Genomic DNA, 20,612 nt, shown 5'->3' on the forward strand with positions numbered 1-20,612 from the left:
TGAGTGGCACCGATTGAACAGGGCTGCTAGCTTTTGAACATGTCTGTTCAACCAGCTCAGGAAGGCGACACCGCGTCCTTCATCCACGCGGCCCGTCGCGAGCAGCTGGTGCGGTGTGCGATCGAGCTGATCGCCGAGGTGGGGCCGGCGAAGGCGTCGACGGTGCGCATCGCCGAGCGGGCCGGGGTCAGCCGCGGTGTGCTGACGTACCACTTTCGCGACCGGGCCGAGCTGATCGAGCAGGTGGTGCGGTCGGTGTACGACCTCGGGCTGGAGTTCCTGGGGCCGCGGATGGCGGCGGCGGCCTCGCCGCGCGAGGCGTTGCTGACGTTCATCGGCGGCAGCGTCGAGCTGTACGCCGCGCACCCGACGGAGATGGCGGCGCTCAGCAACATCTATTCGGACAAAGACGGCGTGCCGCGCGCCGGGCACCACCGGCACACGCGGGAGATGGCGGAGCTGGCAGCCGGCTTGCGCGCGGGTCAGGAGCAGGGCCAGTTCCGCGCGTTCGACGTGGATGTCATGTGCGCGACCGTCCGCGGTGCGCTCGACGCGGCGCTGGCCCACATCGCGGGCGGCGGTTCCGTCGAGCCGTACGCCTCGGAACTGCAGACCCTGTTCGACATCGCAACCACAGCACCAAGGGGAGACTGATGAGGCTTCACAGGATCGCCGCCGCCGCAGCCGTGGTGGTGCTCGCGTTGTCCACCGCGACCGGCGCCGCGGCCGCCGCGGCCGAGGACGCGCCGCTGAGGGTCCGGGTCGACACCGGCCTGCTGCACGGCGACGCGAACGCGACCACCCGCCACTTCCTCGGCGTGCCCTATGCGAAACCGCCGGTGGGCGCGCTGCGCTGGGTTGCGCCGCAACCCGCGACGCCGTGGTCCGGCGTCCGCGAGGCCACGAAGGCCGGCAGCCACTGCCCGCAGACCGCGGCCGGGCCGGGGCAGCCCGCGTCGGCCGATGAGGACTGCCTGTTCGTCAACGTCACCACCCCGCGCCGCATGGCGCCGGGCGCCAAGCTGCCCGTGATGGTGTGGTGGCACGGCGGCGGCTACACCAGCGGCGCCGGCGACAGCTACACCGCCGACCGGCTGGCCGACCAGGGCAACGTCATCGTCGTGACGCTCAATTACCGCCTCGGCGTCTTCGGCTACTACGGCCTCCCCGGCCTGCGCGGATCCGGCACCTTCGGGCTGCAGGACCAGATCGCCGGCCTGAAGTGGGCCAAGCGCAACGCGACCGCGTTCGGCGGGAATCCGGACAACCTGACCATCTTCGGCGAGTCGGCCGGCGGCATGTCGGTGTGCGCGATGCTGACGTCGCCGCAGGCCCGCGGCCTGGTCGACAAAGCGATCATGTCCTCCGGGTCGTGCCGGCTGAACTGGCCGGCCGGCGCGCTGTTCCCGGGCGCGCCCGCGGACCGGCCCTACACCTCGCTGCAGCAGGATCAGGCCGACGGCCTCGACGCCGCGCAAGGCAACGGCTGCCAGAGCGACGAACTGACGTGCATGCGCGGCAAACCGGCCGCCGACCTGGTGGCGCTGAACCAGAGCTTCTCCGACCACCTCGCCTACGGCACGCCGGTGCTGCCGCTGGACCCGGCGAAGGCGTTGCAGTACGGGCAGTTCGCGCACGTGCCGGTGATCTCCGGCGGAAACCGGGACGAGGAACGCGCGTTCGTCGGCGGCGCCGTGATGGCCGACCCCACGCTGATCACCGACCAGACCTACCCGGCTCTGCTGAAGGCCGCCTTCGGCGCGGACGCCGACCGCGTCGCGGCCCAGTACCCGTTGGCGCGCTACGGATCCGCGCCACTGGCCTGGGCCACCGTCACCACCGACGCGGGCTGGGCCTGCCCCACGGTGACCGCCGACCAGGAACTCGCGCGGCACACGACCGTGTACCCGTACGAGTTCGCGGACCCCAACGCCCCCAACGTCAACGGCATCAACGTCCCCGGCTTCTCCCCGGGCGCCGCGCACGCGTCCGACCTGCCGTACCTGTTCGACCTGGGCGGCCTCGACCTGCTGAAGACCCAGCCCCAGCAGGACCTGGCGGCGAGCATGATCGCCTACTGGACCACCTTTGCCCGCACCGGCAATCCGAACCACGCGGGCGCCCCGAAGTGGCCGGCCGGGACGGCGCACGGGCGGCTTCGGCTGGTGCCCGACCAGATCCAGCCGGTGGACGCGGCGGCGGAGCACCGGTGCGGGTTCTGGTCGACGATCCGGTAGCGGCCTCAGACGTTGCGGTTGTTCGGCTTCATCTCCAACGGCGGCACGTCACCGTCGTCGATGCCCATGCTGATGATGCGTTCGGGGTGGAGCCGGATGACCGCGCCGTCGAGGTGCCCGTCGGGCGCGAAGACGTCGGTCAGCACCTCGGCGTGGCCCCGGATTTCCAGGCAGCGCACGCGCATGGGGTTCAGCGACGGGCGGTCGTCCACCACGAAGGCGGCGCGGCCGTTGGCGGCGACGTTGCGGTACTTGCGGCTCTGGGTCAGGTGGTAGCCGGTGATGTCGATGGCCTGGGCCTCGGCGTTGTAGGTGAAGCCCACGGGGCTGACCTGCAGGGTCCCGTTCGGCTGCTGCGTGGCGAGCCGGCCGAGACCCTGCGTGGCGAGGTAGTCGATCTCTGCTGAGGTGAACATGCACTCCACCGTGCAAGTTCAACCCCACTTGAAGTCAAGCGAACAGGCCGTCGCCCCAGTTCGAGGTGGGGGTCAGGCCCGGCGGAACCGCGAAGTGCGCCGAACCGGTGTGCTGCACGTATTCCATCATCGCGTCCTTCGACGACAGCGCCTGCTGCATGGGCACGTACTGCTTGCGCGTATCGCGGTTGAAGGCCAGGAAGAAAAGGCCGGCTTCGAGGTGGCCGACGCCGTCGGAACCGTCGACGAAGTTGTAGCCGCGCCGCAGGATCCGGGTCCCGTTCAGCGTCTGGTGCGAAGCCAGGCGGATGTGCGCGTCGTCGGCGATCAGGGGCACGCCGCCGGCGCCGCGGACGCCGAGGTCGACCTCGTCGAACTCCGCCGTCTGGCCCAGCGGTGCGCCGGAACCCTTGGTGCGGCCGATGATCTGCTCCTGGCCTTCCAGCGGTTCGCGGTCCCACGTCTCGATGTGCATCTGGATCCGCCGGGCCACCAGGTACGAGCCGCCGGCCATCCAGGCCTGGCCGTCGCCGGCCGTGGCCCACACCTCGTCGCGCAGGAAATCGGTGTCCTCGGACTTGATGTTGTTGGTGCCGTCCTTGAAGCCGAACAGGTTGCGGGGCGTGGCCTGCTCGCGCGAGGTCGACGCGCTGCGGCCGAAGCCGAGCTGCGACCAGCGCACCTCGGTGACGCCGAAGCCGAGCCGCGCGAGGTTGCGCACGGCGTGCACCGCGACCTGCGGGTCGTTGGCGCACGCCTGGATGCACAGGTCACCGCCGGTGCGCGCGGGGTCGAGCTTGTCCTTCGGGAACAGCGGCAGGTCGATCAGCTGCGCCGGCCGCTTCGACGCCAGGCCGAACCGGTTGTCGAACAGCGACGGGCCGAAACCGATCGTCAACGTCAGCTCGGACGCGGGCAGGTCCAGCGCCTCACCGGTGTCGCCCGGCGGGGCTTCGGCCGCGCCGCCGACGGCGCCGTTCGGCACCACCTCCTGGCCCGCCGTCATCCGCCGCGCCGCCGACGTCCACGTGCGCAACAGCTGCCGCAGCTCGCCGACGTCGGTGGTCGTCACGTCGAACGCCGCGAAGTGCAGGTTCTGCTGGGTCGGCGTGACGATGCCGGCCTGGTGCTCGCCGTGGAAGTCCACAGTGGTCACCGCGGCCTGCGCCGTGGAACCGCCCATTCTGTCGATGCCGACCCCGGCCGCCGCCCCCGCGCCGGCCAGGGCGACCCCCGCCCCCGCCAGGCCGAACAGCTTGCGGCGGGAGACGCGGGTGCCCTCTTCGCTCACTTCGACACAACCTCCGCGACCTTGCTCAGCGGCTCGCTCAGCGCGTCGACCGCCGAGGCGAACGCCTTGATCTCGTCCTGCGACAGCTGGTTGTAGTACTTGAACCCGTCACCCACGCGCGTCTTGTCCAGCAGCGCCTGCACGTTGGCGAACTGCTTGTCCAGAGTGGACACCAGCGCCGGGTCGCGCTCCTGCAGGATCGGGCGCAGCGAGGCGATCGCACCCTTCGAACCATCCACGTTGGACTGGAAGTCCCACAGGTCCGTGTGCGAGAACGTCTCTTCCTCGCCGGTGATCTTGCCGGTGGCGACCTCGTCGAGCAGGCCCTTGGCGCCGTTGGCGAGGTCGAGCGCGCTCAGCTGCAGCGTCTTGGTCTTGGCGACCAGGTCCTTGACGTCGGTGAGCAGCTTGTCGGCGATCTGCGGGCTGTCGGGCTGCAGGCCGGTGACCCACAGGTCCTTCTCGAGCCGGTGGAACCCGGTGAACTTCTGGCCCGACTCGAGGTCGGCCTCGCGCACGTCGATGGCCGGGTCGAGGTCGCCGAACTTCTCCGCGACGGGCTCGATGCGCTCGTAATACACGCGCGTGGTGGCGTATTCGGCCTTCGCCTCGTCGACCTTGCCGGCCTTCACGGCGTCGACGAACTTCTGCGTCTCCGTCTCGAGCGCGGCGGTGTTGTTGGCGACGTAGGTGGCGTAGCTCTTGGTGGCTTCGGCCTTCTGCGAGTCGGTGTCGGTCTGCTTCTGCGCGCCGCCGGTGACGGTGAAGTCGCCGCGGATGCCGTTGCCGACCATGCCGGGCTTGCACGCCGTCTGGTACTTGCCGGCCTCGGGGACCTCGACGATGAGCCGGCGGTTGAGGCCGGGGGCGATGTTCTCGACCTCGCCCATGATCCGGTCGCCCTCGGCGTAGAGGTAGAACTCGGTGACCTTGGTGCCCTTGTTGGTGATCTCGAACGTCACGTTGCCCGCGTTGGCGGTGTTCGCGGCGACGGCGCAGGTGCTGTCGGAAGCCTCGACCTTGATCGGGCCCGCGGCGCCGGAGCCGCTCGTCGCGGAGTCGGTGCTGTCACACGCGGACAGGGCCACGAGGGCGCCGACCCCGGCGAGCACGGCCAGTGGGGTTCTGGGAGAAAGGGGCACGGTCACTCCTTGACAGCGGCCGCAGCGGCTTCAGCCGTGACGGTTTTCTTCTTGGTGGGCTTGAGGAAGAGCGGGAGCACGATCACCACGTAGGCGACCCACGCGATCGCCTGCAACACGGTGGTCTGCTGCGAGTAGTTGAAGACCCCCTTGAGCAGCGCGCCGTACCAGGAGGTTTCCGGCAGCGTGCTCGACGCGTCGAACGCGAGGGTGGTCAGGCCGGGGATGAAGCCGGCTTCCTGCAGGTCGTGCAGGCCGTAGCCGAGCACGCCGGCGGCGACGAACACGAGCAGCACACCGGTGACGGTGAAGAACTTCGCGAGGTTGAACCGCACGGCACCGCGGTAGAGCAGGTACGCGATCACGATCGCGGCGGCGATGCCGACCACGAACCCGATGAGCGGCTGGATCGTGTCCGACTGCGCGGTCTGCACGGCGGAGTAGAAGAACACGGCCGTCTCGAGGCCTTCACGGCCGACGGCGAGGAACGACAGCAGCAGCACGGCGGCGGGGCCGACGTTGAGCGCGTCCTCCATCTTGCCGCGCAGCTCCGCGGCCATCTGCTTGGAGGCCTTGCGCATCCAGAAGATCATCGCCGTGACGAACGCGACCGCGACGATCGAGAGGCTGCCGCCCAGCAGCTCCTGGTGCTCGAAGCTCAGCTGCGCGGTGCTGTAGGTCAGGATCGCGCCGACGGCGACCGACAGCAGCACCGCCGCGCCCACACCCGGCCAGACGAACTTCAGCGCGTGGCGCCGGTCGGTCTTGACCAGGAACGCCACCAGGATGCTGACCACCAGGGCGGCCTCGAGCCCTTCGCGCAACCCGATGAGCGCGCTCGAAAACACCACTGCTCAGCCCTCCTCCGCATACCTGACCTGATGTTTTTAGGTAAGGCTTGCCTGTAAGTCCAGAGGAGCGTACGCCCGAGGCCCGGCGGGTGACCGGACAAATCGGACTACCCGGTCGGGTTAGGTTAGGGTAACCGCAGGTCAGCGACGTGGGCGGCGGATCCATAACGAATTGTGTGACGTGAGCTGCTGGGGCTGGGAGTTAACCGTCCGCTTGCCTTTGGTGGGGTGGGGCTATCTCGGGGAGTGGTCGATCGGCCTCTGACTGTGTCCGGTCGGGCGTTTCGTGATCACCCGATATGGCGTCACGCGAAGGTGGGAGAAGTAACCTGTCCGGGTGGCCGATACCACTCAGACGACGTCTCCGCCCCGTCGCTACGTCAGCCGGATCGCGTTGTCTCTGGGGCTGGTGCTCACGGGGATCGTGCTGGTGGTGACGATCGGGGTGCGCGACCCGGCTCCTTCGGCCGCTCCGGCTGTGGCTCCGGCTACGTCGTCGTTCTCGGTGCCACCGCAGCGTCCCCCATCGGGTGGTTCGGCTCCGCGTGCCGGCTTGGCCGCCCCGCCCGACCGCCCGACCGAATCGGACCAGGCCGAACTCGACGCGTGGGCCACGCGCGTGGCGGGCAAGACGCAGCTGTCCGCCCGGGTCCTCGCCGCCTACGGCCGCGCGGAAATGTGGATGCGCCGCCAGAAACCGGCTTGCCACCTGTCCTGGGCGACCCTCGCGGGTGTCGGCCACCTGGCCACGCCTTCCCTCGCGGTGTCTTCCTCCGGGGACGTGACCCCCTCCTTCGTCGGCGCTGCCGCGGGCGCGGACACCGACTCCGGCGCCCTGGACGGCGACCGCAAAGCCGACCACGAACTCGGCCCCCTGCACTTCACCCCGGCCACGTGGAAGAAATACGCCGAACGCGCCAACGGCGACGGCAAACCCGCCAACCCCCAGAACATCGACGACGCCGCCTTCACGGCCGCCCGCTACCTCTGCTCCGGCGGCGACGACCTCGCCACCCCCTCGGGCTGGTGGCGCGCGATGCTGTTCTACAACGCCTCGGTGGACTACGTGCAGTCCGTCTTCTCCGCCGCCGACTCCTACGCAGCGGCGAGTGTTGCTCCTTGACCACCGGCCGGCAAGACAGGCCGCCATCGTCGCGGGTATCGGGATCGGGCGTCGCCGCCGCGGATTCAGGACTCGTTCAGCGTGGCGTGTGTCTTGTTGCTGAGTGGTGCCTGCCGGGACTGGGGAAGTGGGATCAGCTGATCAGGCGGCGAAACGCTGGTGGGCCGAGGCCGCCGCGCGGGATGGCGAGCCGGTTGTGGTGGCGGCGATGTCGGTCCGGTTCCTGAGCCGGGCGGAGCAAATCGTTCTCGCAGGTCGGGTTCGTCTGTCCGGGGGCGCCGTCACGGGCGATCGCGTTGGAGCCGAGCCAGGCGGCGTTGACGGTCGCTCGCGAGCTGCGCTGCAACCAGCATCCGTGGTGAAGATCTCGACCTTGCCCGCGCAGCTGCAACGCTCGCGGGACTGGAATCAGGAATGCCGTCTACTTCTCTGATCCGCACGCGCCGCGGAAACGCGGCGAAATCAGTGGCACTGCTCCCCGGGGCACCGGCTTACCGGCCCACACCGCCCTCGACACCGCCGCCGACTCCTACGCGGCTGCGAGTGTTGCTCCCTGACCACCGGCCGGCAAGACAGGCCCCCGCCCTCCCGAGGGGGGCGTCCCCGAACCCAGTCTACCGAGGTCAGCGGCCTGGAAACCGGCTTCGCGGAATCTGTGGACAACCCCGCGCGCAGCGGACCGCGGTGTGGATAAGTCGCTCAGTTAGCCGGGCGGCGAGTCGGCCGTGTGCTAAGGCGCCTCAGGCGTGGGCGGTGATCCGCGTGCCCTTGAGGGCCTTGGCCGGACGCGGCGCGGCAGGCACGGCAGGCGAAGCAGAAGCGGCGGTGGCGCGCGAGCGGCGGCCCACCGGGAACCGGGCGTCCAACTCGACGATCACCGGCGACAGGGCCGCCAGCAGCAAAACGGCGAGGCCGGCGTAGACGGCGATGAAGGTGAAGACGTTCATCTCGAGCTCCTCGGGTCGTTCTCCGTGATGACTCAAGGTTCGCTCGCGAGGGGGGTCCGCCGGATCAGCCGACCGGCCGAGCCAATGCGCCGAAAGGTCACACCCGAAGAACCGCTGACCGACCGAAAGGCCGAGCCCGTCAGCGGTCCTGCAGCGTGATCCGCGCCGTCACTTCGGCGATCGCCTCCAGGTACTCCGGCACGGGGTTCATCGCCGAGGCCATCCGCAGTTGTGCCAGCGCCTCGGCCAACCGGCCGAGGCGCTGGAGGGTCCGCCCGAGGACGAAGCGGGCGTAGTGATCCGTCGGATCCAGCTCGAGGACCCGCGTGAACGCGCGCTCCGCCCGGCGCAGCTGCGCGGAATGGAAGTAGGCGCGGCCCGCGAGGAGCTGGACACTGGGTTTGTCCGTCTCGTCGAGCAGGGGTTCGAGCGCCTTGAGCGCGTCGAGCGGGCGGTGGCGATCGACCAGATCCTCGGCCTGGCGGAAGGCACGGAAACGGTCTTCGCCGGTGGGCTCTGGTGCTGCTGCGGCGTCCGTCATGGTCACTCCGACGATACCGCTCCGGAGGGCCTCGCACGAGGCGGCGGACGGGTCGTGGTGGACTGTCCTGCCATGAGCAGCGGACAGGAACCCGGCTACCTGGGCCTGGCGCCCTACCTCTACTACACCGACGCGACGGCGGCGCTGGAGTGGCTGACCAGGGTCTTCGGCTTCCGGGAGGAAGTGCGGTTCGAGGACGCGTCCGGGGAGGTCTTCCAGGCGACGCTCTGCGCGGGTACCGGAACGGTCCAGCTCGCGGGCGTGGGTCCCGAATACTGGGCGGCCAAGGGCGTCGAGGGACCGGTCGGGCAGCTCAACATCATCTACGTGACCGACGTCGACGCGCAGTACGAGCGCGTGCGGTCCGCGCTGGGCGAGGACGCCGAGCCGGGACCGCCGCAGGATCAGCCGTACGGCGCGCGCGTGTTCACGGTGGCCGACCCCGGGGGCAACAGCTGGACGTTCTGGCAGCAGACGTCGGAGACCGTCGAGCTGCCGTCCGGGTGGCGCGAAGTGCGCCCGGAGGGCTCGGAAGGACACTGACGGGCACTGAGCGGAATGGCCGTGCCTCCAACGGGTGAAAGCCGCGGACGGCTACTCTGGGCGGCGTCACCGCAGGCACGACCCACTGAGGAGCATGGCGTGGCTCTCATCGAGCAGGTAGGCGCGCGCGAGATTCTGGACTCGCGTGGCAACCCGACCGTCGAGGTGGAGGTGGCGCTCGACGACGGCACGCTGGCGCGGGCCGCTGTCCCGTCGGGTGCGTCCACTGGTGAGCACGAAGCAGTCGAGCTGCGTGACGGGGACACCGGCCGCTACAACGGCAAGGGCGTGGAGCGCGCGGTCGCCGCGGTGCTCGACGAGATCGGTCCGGACCTGGTGGGCGTCGACGCCGTGGACCAGCGGATCGTCGACCAGAAGCTCGTGGACCTCGACGGCACGCCCGCGAAGTCGCGCCTGGGCGCCAACGCGATCCTCGGCGTTTCGCTGGCCGTCGCGAAGGCCGCCGCCGAGTCGGCCGAGCTGGAGCTCTTCCGCTACCTGGGCGGGCCGAACGCGCACGTGCTGCCCGTGCCGATGCTCAACATCCTCAACGGTGGCGCCCACGCCGACACCGACGTGGACATCCAGGAGTTCATGATCGCGCCGATCGGCGCCGAGTCGTTCCGCGAGGCGCTGCGCTGGGGCACCGAGGTCTACCACGCGCTCAAGGGCGTGCTGAAGGGCCGCGGCCTGTCCACCGGCCTCGGCGACGAGGGCGGCTTCGCCCCGAGCCTTGGAAACAACCGCGAGGCGCTCGACCTGATCCTGCAGGCGATCGAGAAGGCCGGCTACGCGCCGGGCCGCGACGTCGCGCTCGCGCTCGACGTGGCCGCCACCGAGTTCTTCGCCGACGGGGCCTACACGTTCGAGGGCACCAAGCGCAGCGCCGAGCAGATGTCGGCCTACTACGCCGAACTCCTGCGCGACTACCCGCTCGTGTCCATCGAGGACCCGCTGAGCGAGGACGACTGGGACGGCTGGGTCCAGCTGACCGCCGAGGTCGGCGACAAGGTCCAGCTCGTGGGCGACGACCTGTTCGTCACCAACCCGGACCGTCTCGAGGAGGGCATCACCCGCCGCGCCGCCAACGCGCTGCTGGTGAAGGTCAACCAGATCGGCACCCTGTCGGAGACGCTGGACGCGGTGTCGCTGGCCACGTCGTACGGCTACAAGTCGATGATGAGCCACCGCTCCGGCGAGACCGAGGACACGTTCATCGCGGACCTCGCCGTCGCCACCGGCGTCGGCCAGATCAAGACGGGCGCCCCGGCGCGCGGCGAGCGGATCGCGAAGTACAACCAGCTCCTGCGCATCGAGGAGACGCTGGCGGACGCCGCGCGCTACGCCGGCGACCTCGCCTTCCCGCGGTTCACCGCGGAGGCCTGAGGGTTTCATGGCCGACCGGGGGAGGGCGCGCAGCCGTCGCGGCGCTACCGGCGCCGGGTCCTCGCGGACCCGGCGCGCCGAGGGAGGCGGGTCCACGCGGGCCCGTCGCCCCGCGTCGGCGCGGCGTCGCCCTGTTTCTTCGGGTGCTTCCGGCGCTTCGGAGACGACCAGGGCTCGGCTGCGCCGTGGCCTCGCGGCCAAACGCGCATCCGGCGCGGCCAAGGTGCTCGGTATGTCGACCACCCGGCGCGCGGCCGTGGTGGCGATCGTCGTGTGTGCGCTGGCGTTCACCGTCGCCGTGCCGCTGCGGACGTACCTGAGCCAGCGCTCGGAAGTGCGTGACCAGGAGGCGCAGCAAGCCCAGCTGCAGAAGGAAGTCGACGTCCTGCGCGACCGCAAGGCCCAGCTCAGCGACCCGGCGCAGATCGAGGCGGAGGCCCGCCGGCGGCTGCGGTACGTGAAGCCGGGGGAGACGCCGTACATCGTGCAGCTGCCGGAGGACCAGCCGTCCGCACCGCCGCCCGCGGCCAACCCCGCGGCGGTTCCGCAGGGGTCTTGGTACGAGAAGCTGTGGGACTCCGTGTCGGGCGGGTGAGTTCTCGGTGTTTGAGCGGCGGGGTGCCTTCGGGTGCCCCGCCGTTTTCTTATTGCTTCACCTATCGAATTTCGATAGATTCCCATCGTAACTCGATGGGAGGATGGCCCTGTGGGAAAGCTGGCAGTGAACGCACTGCGCACGGTGCTCGCGGTGGTGCTCACCGGAACCGTGCTGATCCAGGTGCTGATGGTGTGGGTGCTGATCACCGGGAGCGATCCGGAGGACGGAACGCTGCCGTTGACCGCGCTGCGCCTCGTCACGATCGTCGGCCTGGTCACGGTGCAGGTCGCCGTGGTCTGCGTGTGGCGGCTGGTGACGATGGTGCGCCGCGGCACGGTGTTCTCGCCCGCCGCCTTCCGCTACGTCGACATCGTCATCGGCGCGATCGTGGCGGCGGCCCTCGTGTGGTTCACGGTCACGGCCATCAACGCCCCCGGCCAGCGCGACCACCCCGGCGTCACCCTCATCATGGGCGGCATCGGCGTGGCCATCCTGGGCGTCGCGCTCATCGTGCTGGTGCTCCGCATGCTCCTGGCCCAGGCCGTCGCCCGCGACGTCGAGGCCACGCAGCTGCAGGCCGAGCTCGACGAGGTGATCTGATGCCCATCGCCGTCGACATCGACGTGATGCTGGCCCGGCGCAAGATGTCGGTCGGCGAGCTCGCGGAGCGCGTGGGAATCACGCCGGCGAACCTGGCGGTGCTGAAGAACGGCCGCGCCAAGGCCGTGCGCTTTGCGACGCTGGCGGCGCTTTGTGAGGTGCTGGAGTGTCAGCCGGGTGATCTGCTGCGGTGGGAGGCCGAGGTGGCTCAGGCGGGCGTGAAAACGCCTGGTGGCACGGGTTAGCGGTGCTGGCGTGCCCGGCCGGCGAAGTGGGCCGCGGCGGCGCCGATGCCCAGAAGCAGGCCCAGGGCGACGAGATAGGGCCCGAACGTCAGCGCGACGTCGGCGCCGATGTTCGCTCCGGTTCCGGAGTCGGCCTGGCAGCTGATGGATCCGGCGGACAGCACCACTGCTCCGGCCGTGATCACGACGATTGCGCCCAGGCCAAGGCCCTTCGTCGTGCCTGTCATGGAGTGTCCTCTGCCTGGGATCGCGGTTGTGCGCCCGACAGCCGAGGGCGAGCCACAACGGCGTCATGATCCTCCGCTGCGCCCGGCCTCGCTTGAGCACAAATCGCGCGCCGACGCCGGGACCGCAGGCCCCGCCCTCTGGCGGTTTCCAGGAGTGGTTGCAACACCGGAGTGGTCACGGGTTGTTCATGGCTTGAGGGTGTCGGGATCGAGCCGTGCTGGTGAGGGTTCGGGTTTCGTCTGAGTGCGGCAGGTGTCTGGCGGTGGAGTGGCCGCTTGCTTTGCGCTGGTGGATACAGGTGGGGTCGGGAAGCGGTTCGGTGGGTGGGGATCATTGATCGGACGGTGAAGCGGTGGTGGGCCAAGGCCGTGACAGCCGCCATAGTTGCTGATGGTGTCTGCCCGGTTTCTGAGCTTGGCCGAGCGGATCCTGATCGCTGGTCGGGTCCGCCGGCCGGGGGGTCGCTTGGGTTTGGGGAAAGCGACTTGGTCCTGGGTGCGTTCAACCGCTGCGCCCCGGTTCCATTCTATCGGCGGGGGCCGGCGAAAACGGTGGTCGAGGCCGTGAGGGGCCGAGTTGTCCACAGGGGAGCCGAGTTGTGGATAAGTCGGGGGTTCGGGCGGAGGCGGCGGAGGGGCCGGGCGTCGGCGGCACTAACCTGGGGACGTGAACAGCAGCAACAGCAGCACGGAAACCCCCCGCTTCGAGCCGGTCACCGATGCCGACCGGGAGATCATCAGGGAGCAGCTCGGGCGTCCGCCGCGTGCGTTGCGGGCCGTGGCGGCGCGGTGTCCGAGCGGGCACCCGTCGGTGGTGCAGACGAGCCCGCGGCTCGAGAACGGCACCCCGTTCCCCACGCTGTACTACTTGACGTGCCCGCGGCTGACGTCGCTCGTCGGCACGCTGGAGGCGTCCGGCGTGATGAAGGAGATGACCGCGCGGCTCGAGACCGACCCGGAGCTCGCCGCGGCGTACCTGCGCACCCACGAGACCTACCTCGCCGAGCGCGACGCCATCGAGTCCCTCGGCACGCAGGTCACCGCCGGCGGCATGCCGGGGCGCGTGAAGTGCCTCCACGTCCACCTCGCCCACACCCTCGCCGCCGGCCCGGGCGTCAACCCCTTCGGCGACGAGACCCTCGCCTGGCTCCACACCCAGGGCTGGCCGTCGGGCGAGTGCGCCGCTGCCGAATCCGCCGCCGACGAGGGGTAACGCTCCCGTCTCGTGTGCAGATAGTCCGGACAGGCGGGCAGTTACTGCATCTGTGGGTTCCCGTACGGGTGACCCGCCGCCAAGCTGAGTACGGAATCTTCACACGACGTAGGCAACCATCGGGCTCACCACCGGGTGACCCCGAGGAGGGTTCGAACCATGCGGGCGCCACGCGGACTCGGGCACATTGCCCGCAAGCTCCGCACTGGACCCCACGCCGACGCCACCCGCGCCCCGGCTCCGGCCGAAGCCGAGGCGAACGATGTGGACGGTCGCGGCCACGACCTCGGTGTGGACGCCGCGGATCTCCGTGAGCCCGAAGCGGACGTTGCCGAGGTCGAAGCAGACGGAGAACCCGAAGCCCAAGCTGAAGTAGTTCACCGTGGAGTGCCTGAAGACGCTGAAGAGACTGCAGCTGAATCATCCGAAGCATCGCGCGCTCAGGACTGCGAAGGCGCTCGTCGCGAGTCGGCTGAAGGCACCGCGGCTCGAGACGAACCGCTCGACGAAGCTTCAGCCGCGGCCGCAGGGATTGGAGCCGCGCGCGCCGAAGCGAGCGAAGCCGACGCGGCCCAGGCTGAGACGGGCGAAGCTGAGCATGCTCAGGGCGAAGTCGCCGAAGCCGAAGAAGACGGCGGAGCAGTCCAGACCCGAGCGGACAAGATCGGCAACGCTAGCGCCGAAGTAGCCGGCGAAACTGAGCCCGCGGCATCTGACAACGAGCCGGGCGCACACGGCGGCGAGGCTCAGGCTGAACCGGGCGAAGTCGGCGAAGTCGGTCCGGTCGGCGAAGCTCGTGCCGGGGTGGCCAGCGGAAACGATGTGGCTCCTGACGTTGAGCCCGAAGCGCAGGGTGGCGAGGCTCCGGCTGCGGCGGGCGGAGTCGCCGAAGGCGTCGAAGCCGCTGAAGTAGCTGGCGAAGCCGAGGTCGCGGCGGCTGGCGACGGGCCGCAAGCGCAGGCCGGTGGGGTTCGGCCTGAGGCGGGCGGAGTTGCAGAAGTGGGTGTGGTCGGCGAAGGTCGTGCCGAGGTGGTCGGCGAAACCGACCTGGCACGCGACGCCGGGACGGAAGCGCAGGGCCGTGAGGCACATGCCGAGGTGCGCGAAGTCGCCGAAGCGGGTGTGGTCGGCGGAACTGATGTGGCAGGCGACGCCGGGCCTGAAGCGCAGAGTCGCGAGGGCCGAGCCGAAGCGGGCGAAGGCGTCGAAGCCGGTGAAGACGGAGCTGCTGCCGAAGTAGGCGAAGCAGAAGCGGCTGAAGCGGGCGAAGCAGAAGCAGCGGAGGCAGAAACCCCAGACAGACCCCGCCGCTGGGCGAGGCCGAACCAAGCGCCGCGGGGGCCGAGAAGTCTCCGTATCGCCACGAGGAAAGCCCGGTATCGCGGCCGCAAGGTCACCGCTGAGCATCGGAACGTCGTGTCCGTCGCCGTGGGGGTGTTGGCGGTCGTGCCGGCGATTGCGTTGACGGTGGCCGTCGGTGCGTGGACGGCCGGGTTGCCGACGACCCACACCAAAAACGTGGCGCTCGAACAGGGTTACGACCCCCAGAACCCCCAGGTGGAAAAGGTCGCGGTCGACGGGAGCTTGCCCGATTCGCCCGTTCCGCTGCCGTTGCCGGCGTACGAGTTGCCCAACGGGCCCCTTGGGATTCCGACCACGGCGTTGGCCGCGTATCACAACGCGGCCGACATCCTGGCGCACGAGCAGCCGAACTGTCACATCGACTGGGCGCTGGTGGCCAGCATCGGGCGGATCGAGTCCAACCACGCGCGGGGTGGTTATGTCGACGCGGCGGGTACGGCGCTCGAACCGATCCTCGGGCCGGAGCTCAACGGGAGCGGGCCGTTCGCGGCGATTCCCGACACCGACGGGGGCGTGCTGGACCACGACACCGTCTGGGATCGCGCCGTCGGCCCGGCGCAGTTCATCCCCGCGACGTGGCGCGAGTACGCGTCCGACGGGAACGGCGACGGCGCGGCCGACCCGGAGAACCTGTTCGACGCCTCGCTGGCCACGGCGCGCTACCTGTGCTCCGGTGGGCTGGACGTCGCGAACCCGGACCAGCTGCGCACGGCGATCTACCGCTACAACAACTCCGACGTCTACGTGAACACCGTCATCCTCTGGGCCGAGGCCTACCGCAACGGCGTCGCGCCGTTGCCGGACAGCCAGATTCCCGTCGGGGCACCCAATGCGGGTGTGAATCCGCCGCCGCCCGCCGTGCCGCCGCCTCCGGTGTCGGGTGCGCCGTCGAGTGGGCCGCCGCCGGTGTCGTTGCCGCCGAGTGGGAGCCCGAGCAGCAGCACCACCACGTCGACAGAGACGACCACCAGCACCTCGCCGACCTGCGTCAGCAGCACCACAGCCGACAGCACGCCGGCGACCACACCCGAAAGCCCGAGCACGAGCCCGACGACTACCCCGAGCCTTCCGCCGTGTGGCCAGGAAAGCTCCGCTCCGCCGGACGGCAGCAGCGACTCACCGACCCCGACGAGCAACGCCCCAGAGTCCTGACCTCGACCCAGTAAAGTCGACGCCATGCCTCGTGTAGCCGCGATCGACTGTGGGACCAACTCCATCCGCCTGCTCGTCGCCGAGCTGACGCCGCGCCACGACGGCACGGTCGACTTGCGCGACCTGCACCGCGAGATGCGCATCGTGCGCCTCGGCCAAGGCGTCGACGCCACCGGCCGCCTCGCGCCGGAAGCGCTGGAGCGGACGCGGAAAGCCCTCGCCGACTACACGATCGCGGCGCGGCGCAAGGGCGTCGAAAAGGTCCGGATGGTCGCCACCTCCGCCACCCGGGACGCCAGCAACCGCGACGAGTTCTTCGCCATGACACGCGAGACGCTTGGCGTCGAGGCCGAAGTGATCAGCGGCGACGAGGAAGCGCGCCTGTCCTTCACCGGTGCCGTCGGGGAGCAGGACCCGGACGACGGGCCCTTCGTGGTCGTCGACGTCGGCGGCGGCTCGACCGAACTGGTCCTCGGCACCTGGGACGGCCGGCGCGCCGAGGTGCTCGCGGCCAAGTCCGTCGACATCGGCTGCGTCCGCATCACCGAGCGTGACCTCAAGGGCGACCCGCCCACCCCGGAAGAGATCACCCGGGCGAAAACCACCGCCGAGACCATCCTCCAAGAGGCCTTCGACGTCGTCGACGTGGCCAAGGCCCAGACGTGGATCGGGGTCGCCGGCACGGTGACCACGTTGTCAGCGGTCGCCCAGGAGCTGCCCGAGTACGACTCCGAGCGCACCCACCTGTCGAAGCTCTCCCACGCCCAGATCGACAGCCTCGCGACGAGCCTGCTGGCGGCCGACCGGGCCACCCGCGCGGCCAACCCCGTGATCCATCCGGGCCGGGTGGACGTGATCGGCGGGGGTGCGGTGATCGTGCAGGTACTGGCCGAGCAGCTCGCGAAACGCGGTGGTCCGGACCAGCTGGTTGTCAGCGAACACGACATCCTCGACGGAATCGCGCTGTCTCTCGCCTGAGCGGAGCAGCGCGGGCACACTCGGTGATCAACACGACGTTGGTCGTACTCTGGCCGGGTGAGCGACAAGGTTGTCACTCATTTGCAACCGAGCGATCTGGTTACAAACCGCCAATAGCCCGATAACCTCCATCTCACTTTTCGGGAACACGAGATGGAGGGGAAACATGCGGCGTTCACGCAGGCTCTGGGGAGCCGCCGCGGTGGTGACAACCTTGTCATTGGTCCTGGCCGCGTGCGGTGGTGGCTCCAGCAGTAGCGGGTCGTCCGGTGAGGTGGATCCCAACGGGACCTTCACCGTCTACGGCACCGAGCCGCAGAACACCCTGATCCCCACGAACACCAATGAGCTGGGTGGCTCGAAGGCCGTCGACGCGATGTTCGCCGAGCTGGTCGCGTTCAAGGGTGACAACGCACAGCCCTACAACCAGATGGCCGAGTCGATCACCACGACCGACTCCAAGGTCTTCGACATCAAGATCAAGCAGGGCTGGAAGTTCCACGACGGCACCGAGGTCAAGGCGAAGAACTTCGTCGACGCCTGGAACTACGGCGCCTACTCGCCCAACGGGCAGATCAACAGCACGTTCTTCGAGAACATCCAGGGCTACGACGACGTCCACCCGGCCGACGACAACGCCAAGCCGACCACGGACAAGATGTCCGGCCTGGTCGTGAAGGGCGACTACGAGTTCCAGGTGACGCTGAAGGCGCCGTTCTCGGTCTTCGCCACCAAGATCGGCTACACGGCCTTCGCGCCGCTGCCCGACGTGTTCTTCAAGGACCCCAAGGCCTTCGCGCAGCACCCGATCGGCAACGGCCCGATGAAGTTCGTCAGCCGCACGCCGAACGTCGACATCAAGCTGACGCGCAACGACGACTACAAGGGCCAGGACAAGGTCAAGTTCAAGGACCTGGACATCAAGATCTACGCGAGCCAGGAAACCGCGTACCAGGACCTGCTGAGCAACAAGCTCGACTTCATCGAGACGCTCCCGCCCAGTGCCCTGGCCGGCAGCAAGTACAAGACCGACCTCAAGGACAACCTGGTCACCGGCCACCTGCTCGGCATCAGCACCATCGCCGTGCCGTACTACGTGCCCGGCTACGACAACCTCGACCTGCGCAAGGCCATCTCCATGGCGATCGACCGCGCGCAGATCACCAAGACCGTCATGAACGACACGTACGTGCCGGCCGACGGTTACGTCTCGCAGGGCATCGAGGGCTACCGCCCGGCGGTGTGCGAGTTCTGCAAGTTCGACCCGACGGCGGCCAAGGCGGCGTTCGCGAAGTCCGGCTTCAAGGGCAAGCTCACCATCGCCTCCAACGCCGACGGTGGCCGCAAGGAGCCGCTGGTGGCCGCGTGCAACAGCATCAAGAACGTGCTCGGCGTCGAGTGCGACTTCGTGCCGGCCACGGACTTCGGCCAGTGGCGCAGCATCGTGACGGGCCACAAGCTGACCGGCATGGGCCGTTCGGACTGGTCGGCCGACTACCCGTCGATCGAGGACTTCCTGAACCCGATCTACCGCACGGGCGCCTCGTCGAACGACTCGGTCTACTCCAACCCGGCCGTGGACCAGCTCCTGGAGCAGGCCGACTCCACGCCGGACAAGGACGCCGCGATCAAGATCTACCAGCAGGCCGAGGACGCCATCGCCAAGGACCTGCCGTCGATCCCGGTCTGGGACGAGAAGGGTGTGGCCGCGAAGTCCAAGCACACCAAGACCGTGACGCTCGACTTCCGCCGCCGCGCCGACTACTCGTCGGTCGAGGTCACCAAGTGACGCGCTGAGAAAGACGTCCCACCACCAAGGCAGCCGCGGACCGTCTCACCAGGACGGTCCGCGGCTCGCCCGGCGCGCACTCCTAGGAACTGACGCATGATTCGCTACGTCCTGCGACGCCTGCTCCAGCTGATCCCGGTGTTCTTCGGAACGACCTTCCTGATCTACGTGCTGGTGTGGGCCGTCCCGGGTGATCCCTTCTCCGGCAAGTGCGGTCAGACGGCCTGCCCCCAGGCCTACGTCGACCTGATGACCGAGAAGTTCCACCTGAACGACAACCTGATCCTCCAGTACCTCAAGTACCTCGGCAGCCTGTTCACGGGCGACTGGGGCGAGACCTTCAACGGCACCTCCGTCGGCGAGCTGATCGCCACCTCCTACCCGATCACGCTGCGCCTGGCGCTCATCGCGGTGCTCATCGAGGCCGTGATCGGCCTGACCGCGGGTGTCCTGACCGGCCTGCGCGGCAAGGGTTTCCTCGACAACCTGGTGCTGGTCTCGACCACCTTCCTGATCTCGCTCCCGGTGTTCGTCACGGCGATCGTGCTGCAGCTGGTGCTCGGCACCGAGCTCGGCATCATCGACACGAGCGTGTCGGACAACCCCGGCTTCGGCGAGCTGATCGTGCCCGGCATCGCGCTGGGCAGCCTCTCGATGGCCTACGTCGCGCGGCTCACGAGAACGTCGATCGCGGAGAACCGCCACGCCGACTACATCCGCACGGCCATCGCGAAGGGCCAGCCCAACAGCCGCGTCGTCGGCGTGCACCTGCTGCGCAACTCGGTGATCCCGGTGCTGACGTTCCTCGGCACCGACCTGGGTGCGCTGATGGGCGGCGCGATCGTGACCGAGGGCGTGTTCAACATCAACGGCCTGGGCGGGCTCATCTTCCGCGGCATCCAGAACCGCGAGAGCGCCACCGTCGTGGGCGTCGTGGTGCTGCTCGTGCTCGTGTACCTGCTGATGAGCCTGATCGTGGACCTGCTCTACGCCGTTCTCGACCCGAGGATCCGCTATGACTGACCCCAACCTCGTCGGAGGCACGGCTGTCGACGCAGCGGAGCTGTCGCGCATCGACGACTCCGCGACCGAGACGAAGAAGCCCCGCAGCCTGTGGGGTGACGCCTGGCGCCAGCTGCGCCGCAAGCCGGCGTTCGTGATCTCCGCGGTGATCATCCTGTTCATCGTGCTCATCGCGATCGCGCCGGGCCTGTTCGCGCACGGTGACCCCGGGCTGGGCGACCTGACGAAGGCCAACCAGGGCCCGTCGTCCGAGGCGTGGTTCGGCTATGACAACCAGGGTTACAACGTCTACACCCGCACGATCTACGGCGCCCGCGCGTCGCTGCTGGTCGGCGTGTTCGCGACGATCCTGACGGTGGTGTTCGGCTCGCTGGTCGGCATCCTCGCCGGCTACTACGGCCGCCTGATCGACAGCCTGCTCTCGCGGCTGGGCGACATCTTCGCCGGCCTGCCGTTCGTGCTCGGCGCGATCGTCATCCTCACGACGTTCAACGCGCCCGGCTCCAACCCCGGCGCGGTGACGATCATCGTGCAGGTGGTCTGCTCCATCGCCGTGCTGACCTGGCCGGTCGCCATGCGCATCATGCGTTCGGCGACGCTGGTCGCGAAGCAGCTCGACTACGTGAAGGCCGCCCGGGCGCTGGGCGCCAGCACGCCGCGCATCGTGTTCCGGCACCTGCTGCCCAACACGCTCGCGCCGGTGCTGGTCTACGCCACCATCGCGCTCGGCGCGGCCATCGGTGCCGAGGCGACGCTCGCGTACCTCGGCATCGGCGTGCGGCCGCCGGTGATCTCGTGGGGCGTGATGATCAGCGACTCGCGCGACTACTTCCGGGCCGACCCGCACATGCTCTTGTTCCCCGGTGCGTTCGTCACCATCACCGTGCTCGCGTTCGTGATGCTCGGTGACGGGATCCGCGACGCGCTCGACCCGAAGTCGAGGTAACC

Annotated in this window: 23 protein-coding genes; 14 read left to right on the forward strand and 9 right to left on the reverse strand. The window is 69.3% G+C overall.

From position 1 onward, the window contains the following. Positions 1-39 precede the first annotated feature (39 nt). Positions 40-654 carry a TetR family transcriptional regulator gene (locus tag ACFY1H_RS35650; RefSeq protein WP_366585613.1) on the forward strand — a complete coding sequence of 205 codons (615 nt, stop codon included), beginning with the start codon at positions 40-42 and terminating at the stop codon, positions 652-654. Then, positions 654-2,237, forward strand: a complete 1,584-nt coding sequence (locus ACFY1H_RS35655) for a carboxylesterase/lipase family protein (RefSeq protein ID WP_386953859.1) — start codon at positions 654-656, stop codon at positions 2,235-2,237. Before ACFY1H_RS35650 ends, ACFY1H_RS35655 begins: the two co-directional genes overlap by 1 nt. Before the next feature lie 5 nt (positions 2,238-2,242). On the opposite strand, the gene ACFY1H_RS35660 is transcribed toward ACFY1H_RS35655, so the two are convergent. Genes ACFY1H_RS35660 through efeU form a run of 4 tightly spaced genes read right to left on the reverse strand, consistent with a single transcriptional unit; the run spans position 2,243 to position 5,937 of the window. Next, entirely contained in the window at positions 2,243-2,653 is a 411-nt protein-coding gene (locus tag ACFY1H_RS35660; protein WP_386953862.1) for a PPOX class F420-dependent oxidoreductase, read from the reverse strand. Positions 2,654-2,687: 34 nt separating this feature from the next. Further along, on the reverse strand, positions 2,688-3,944 hold the full coding sequence (efeB, locus tag ACFY1H_RS35665; RefSeq protein ID WP_366585619.1) for an iron uptake transporter deferrochelatase/peroxidase subunit: 1,257 nt from the start codon (positions 3,942-3,944) through the stop codon (positions 2,688-2,690). Further along, on the reverse strand, positions 3,941-5,086 hold the full coding sequence (gene efeO / locus ACFY1H_RS35670) for an iron uptake system protein EfeO (RefSeq protein WP_386953865.1): 1,146 nt from the start codon (positions 5,084-5,086) through the stop codon (positions 3,941-3,943). Before efeO ends, efeB begins: the two co-directional genes overlap by 4 nt. 2 nt (positions 5,087-5,088) lie before the next feature. Further along, on the reverse strand, positions 5,089-5,937 hold the full coding sequence (efeU, locus tag ACFY1H_RS35675) for an iron uptake transporter permease EfeU (protein WP_366585623.1): 849 nt from the start codon (positions 5,935-5,937) through the stop codon (positions 5,089-5,091). 409 nt (positions 5,938-6,346) lie between these two features. On the opposite strand from efeU, the gene ACFY1H_RS35680 reads away from it, so the two are divergent. Then, positions 6,347-7,060: a murein transglycosylase gene (locus tag ACFY1H_RS35680; RefSeq protein WP_386954286.1), complete on the forward strand. Its 714-nt coding sequence runs from the start codon at positions 6,347-6,349 to the stop codon at positions 7,058-7,060. Between the two features lie 740 nt (positions 7,061-7,800). Here the strand turns inward: ACFY1H_RS35680 and ACFY1H_RS35685 are convergent. Then, complete coding sequence (locus ACFY1H_RS35685) at positions 7,801-8,007, reverse strand: hypothetical protein (protein WP_366585625.1); 207 nt, start codon at positions 8,005-8,007, stop codon at positions 7,801-7,803. Between the two features lie 139 nt (positions 8,008-8,146). Then, positions 8,147-8,548, reverse strand: a complete 402-nt coding sequence (locus tag ACFY1H_RS35690; protein ID WP_366585627.1) for a tetratricopeptide repeat protein — start codon at positions 8,546-8,548, stop codon at positions 8,147-8,149. A 72-nt stretch (positions 8,549-8,620) separates the two neighbouring features. Here ACFY1H_RS35690 and ACFY1H_RS35695 point away from each other — a divergent pair, with 72 nt between their 5' ends. The 5 genes from ACFY1H_RS35695 to ACFY1H_RS35715 all read left to right on the forward strand — a co-directional run bounded on the left by ACFY1H_RS35695 (position 8,621) and on the right by ACFY1H_RS35715 (position 11,920). Further along, entirely contained in the window at positions 8,621-9,091 is a 471-nt protein-coding gene (locus tag ACFY1H_RS35695; RefSeq protein WP_366585629.1) for a VOC family protein, read from the forward strand. Between the two features lie 99 nt (positions 9,092-9,190). Next, positions 9,191-10,477, forward strand: a complete 1,287-nt coding sequence (gene eno / locus ACFY1H_RS35700) for a phosphopyruvate hydratase (protein WP_220244276.1) — start codon at positions 9,191-9,193, stop codon at positions 10,475-10,477. 232 nt (positions 10,478-10,709) lie between these two features. Next, positions 10,710-11,072 carry a septum formation initiator family protein gene (locus ACFY1H_RS35705; protein ID WP_220244275.1) on the forward strand — a complete coding sequence of 121 codons (363 nt, stop codon included), beginning with the start codon at positions 10,710-10,712 and terminating at the stop codon, positions 11,070-11,072. A gap of 111 nt (positions 11,073-11,183) precedes the next feature. Next, positions 11,184-11,675 carry a DUF2975 domain-containing protein gene (locus tag ACFY1H_RS35710; protein WP_386953871.1) on the forward strand — a complete coding sequence of 164 codons (492 nt, stop codon included), beginning with the start codon at positions 11,184-11,186 and terminating at the stop codon, positions 11,673-11,675. After that, on the forward strand, positions 11,675-11,920 hold the full coding sequence (locus tag ACFY1H_RS35715) for a helix-turn-helix transcriptional regulator (protein ID WP_366585633.1): 246 nt from the start codon (positions 11,675-11,677) through the stop codon (positions 11,918-11,920). Before ACFY1H_RS35710 ends, ACFY1H_RS35715 begins: the two co-directional genes overlap by 1 nt. Here the strand turns inward: ACFY1H_RS35715 and ACFY1H_RS35720 are convergent. Then, the gene (locus tag ACFY1H_RS35720) at positions 11,917-12,147 is read right to left on the reverse strand and encodes a hypothetical protein (RefSeq protein WP_386953874.1); all 231 of its coding nucleotides are present in this window, start codon (positions 12,145-12,147) and stop codon (positions 11,917-11,919) included. The genes ACFY1H_RS35715 and ACFY1H_RS35720 overlap by 4 nt on opposite strands. Positions 12,148-12,814: 667 nt before the next feature. Between ACFY1H_RS35720 and ACFY1H_RS35725 the strand changes: the two genes are divergently transcribed. Then, complete coding sequence (locus ACFY1H_RS35725; RefSeq protein WP_386953877.1) at positions 12,815-13,360, forward strand: DUF501 domain-containing protein; 546 nt, start codon at positions 12,815-12,817, stop codon at positions 13,358-13,360. A 99-nt stretch (positions 13,361-13,459) separates the two neighbouring features. Here the strand turns inward: ACFY1H_RS35725 and ACFY1H_RS35730 are convergent, their stop codons facing one another. Both ACFY1H_RS35730 and ACFY1H_RS35735 read right to left on the reverse strand, forming a co-directional pair. After that, positions 13,460-13,741 (reverse strand): hypothetical protein, encoded by a 282-nt coding sequence (locus ACFY1H_RS35730; protein WP_386953880.1) that lies wholly within the window; start codon positions 13,739-13,741, stop codon positions 13,460-13,462. Between the two features lie 132 nt (positions 13,742-13,873). Further along, positions 13,874-14,689, reverse strand: a complete 816-nt coding sequence (locus tag ACFY1H_RS35735) for a hypothetical protein (RefSeq protein WP_386953883.1) — start codon at positions 14,687-14,689, stop codon at positions 13,874-13,876. Positions 14,690-14,776: 87 nt separating this feature from the next. Here ACFY1H_RS35735 and ACFY1H_RS35740 point away from each other — a divergent pair, with 87 nt between their 5' ends. From ACFY1H_RS35740 to ACFY1H_RS35760, 5 genes are all read left to right on the forward strand, one after another. Next, on the forward strand, positions 14,777-15,874 hold the full coding sequence (locus tag ACFY1H_RS35740; protein WP_386953885.1) for a lytic transglycosylase domain-containing protein: 1,098 nt from the start codon (positions 14,777-14,779) through the stop codon (positions 15,872-15,874). A gap of 24 nt (positions 15,875-15,898) precedes the next feature. After that, positions 15,899-16,852, forward strand: a complete 954-nt coding sequence (locus tag ACFY1H_RS35745) for a Ppx/GppA phosphatase family protein (RefSeq protein ID WP_366585645.1) — start codon at positions 15,899-15,901, stop codon at positions 16,850-16,852. 166 nt (positions 16,853-17,018) lie between these two features. Further along, positions 17,019-18,641 (forward strand): ABC transporter substrate-binding protein, encoded by a 1,623-nt coding sequence (locus ACFY1H_RS35750; protein WP_366585647.1) that lies wholly within the window; start codon positions 17,019-17,021, stop codon positions 18,639-18,641. A gap of 96 nt (positions 18,642-18,737) precedes the next feature. Next, entirely contained in the window at positions 18,738-19,664 is a 927-nt protein-coding gene (locus ACFY1H_RS35755; RefSeq protein WP_366585649.1) for an ABC transporter permease, read from the forward strand. Beyond that, a complete protein-coding gene (locus ACFY1H_RS35760; protein WP_366585651.1) occupies positions 19,657-20,610 on the forward strand; it encodes an ABC transporter permease in 954 nt (317 codons plus the stop codon). Before ACFY1H_RS35755 ends, ACFY1H_RS35760 begins: the two co-directional genes overlap by 8 nt. The last annotated feature ends 2 nt before the right edge of the window (positions 20,611-20,612 follow it).

The organism is Amycolatopsis sp. NPDC001319, assembly GCF_042896185.1.
GTDB lineage: Bacteria > Actinomycetota > Actinomycetes > Mycobacteriales > Pseudonocardiaceae > Amycolatopsis.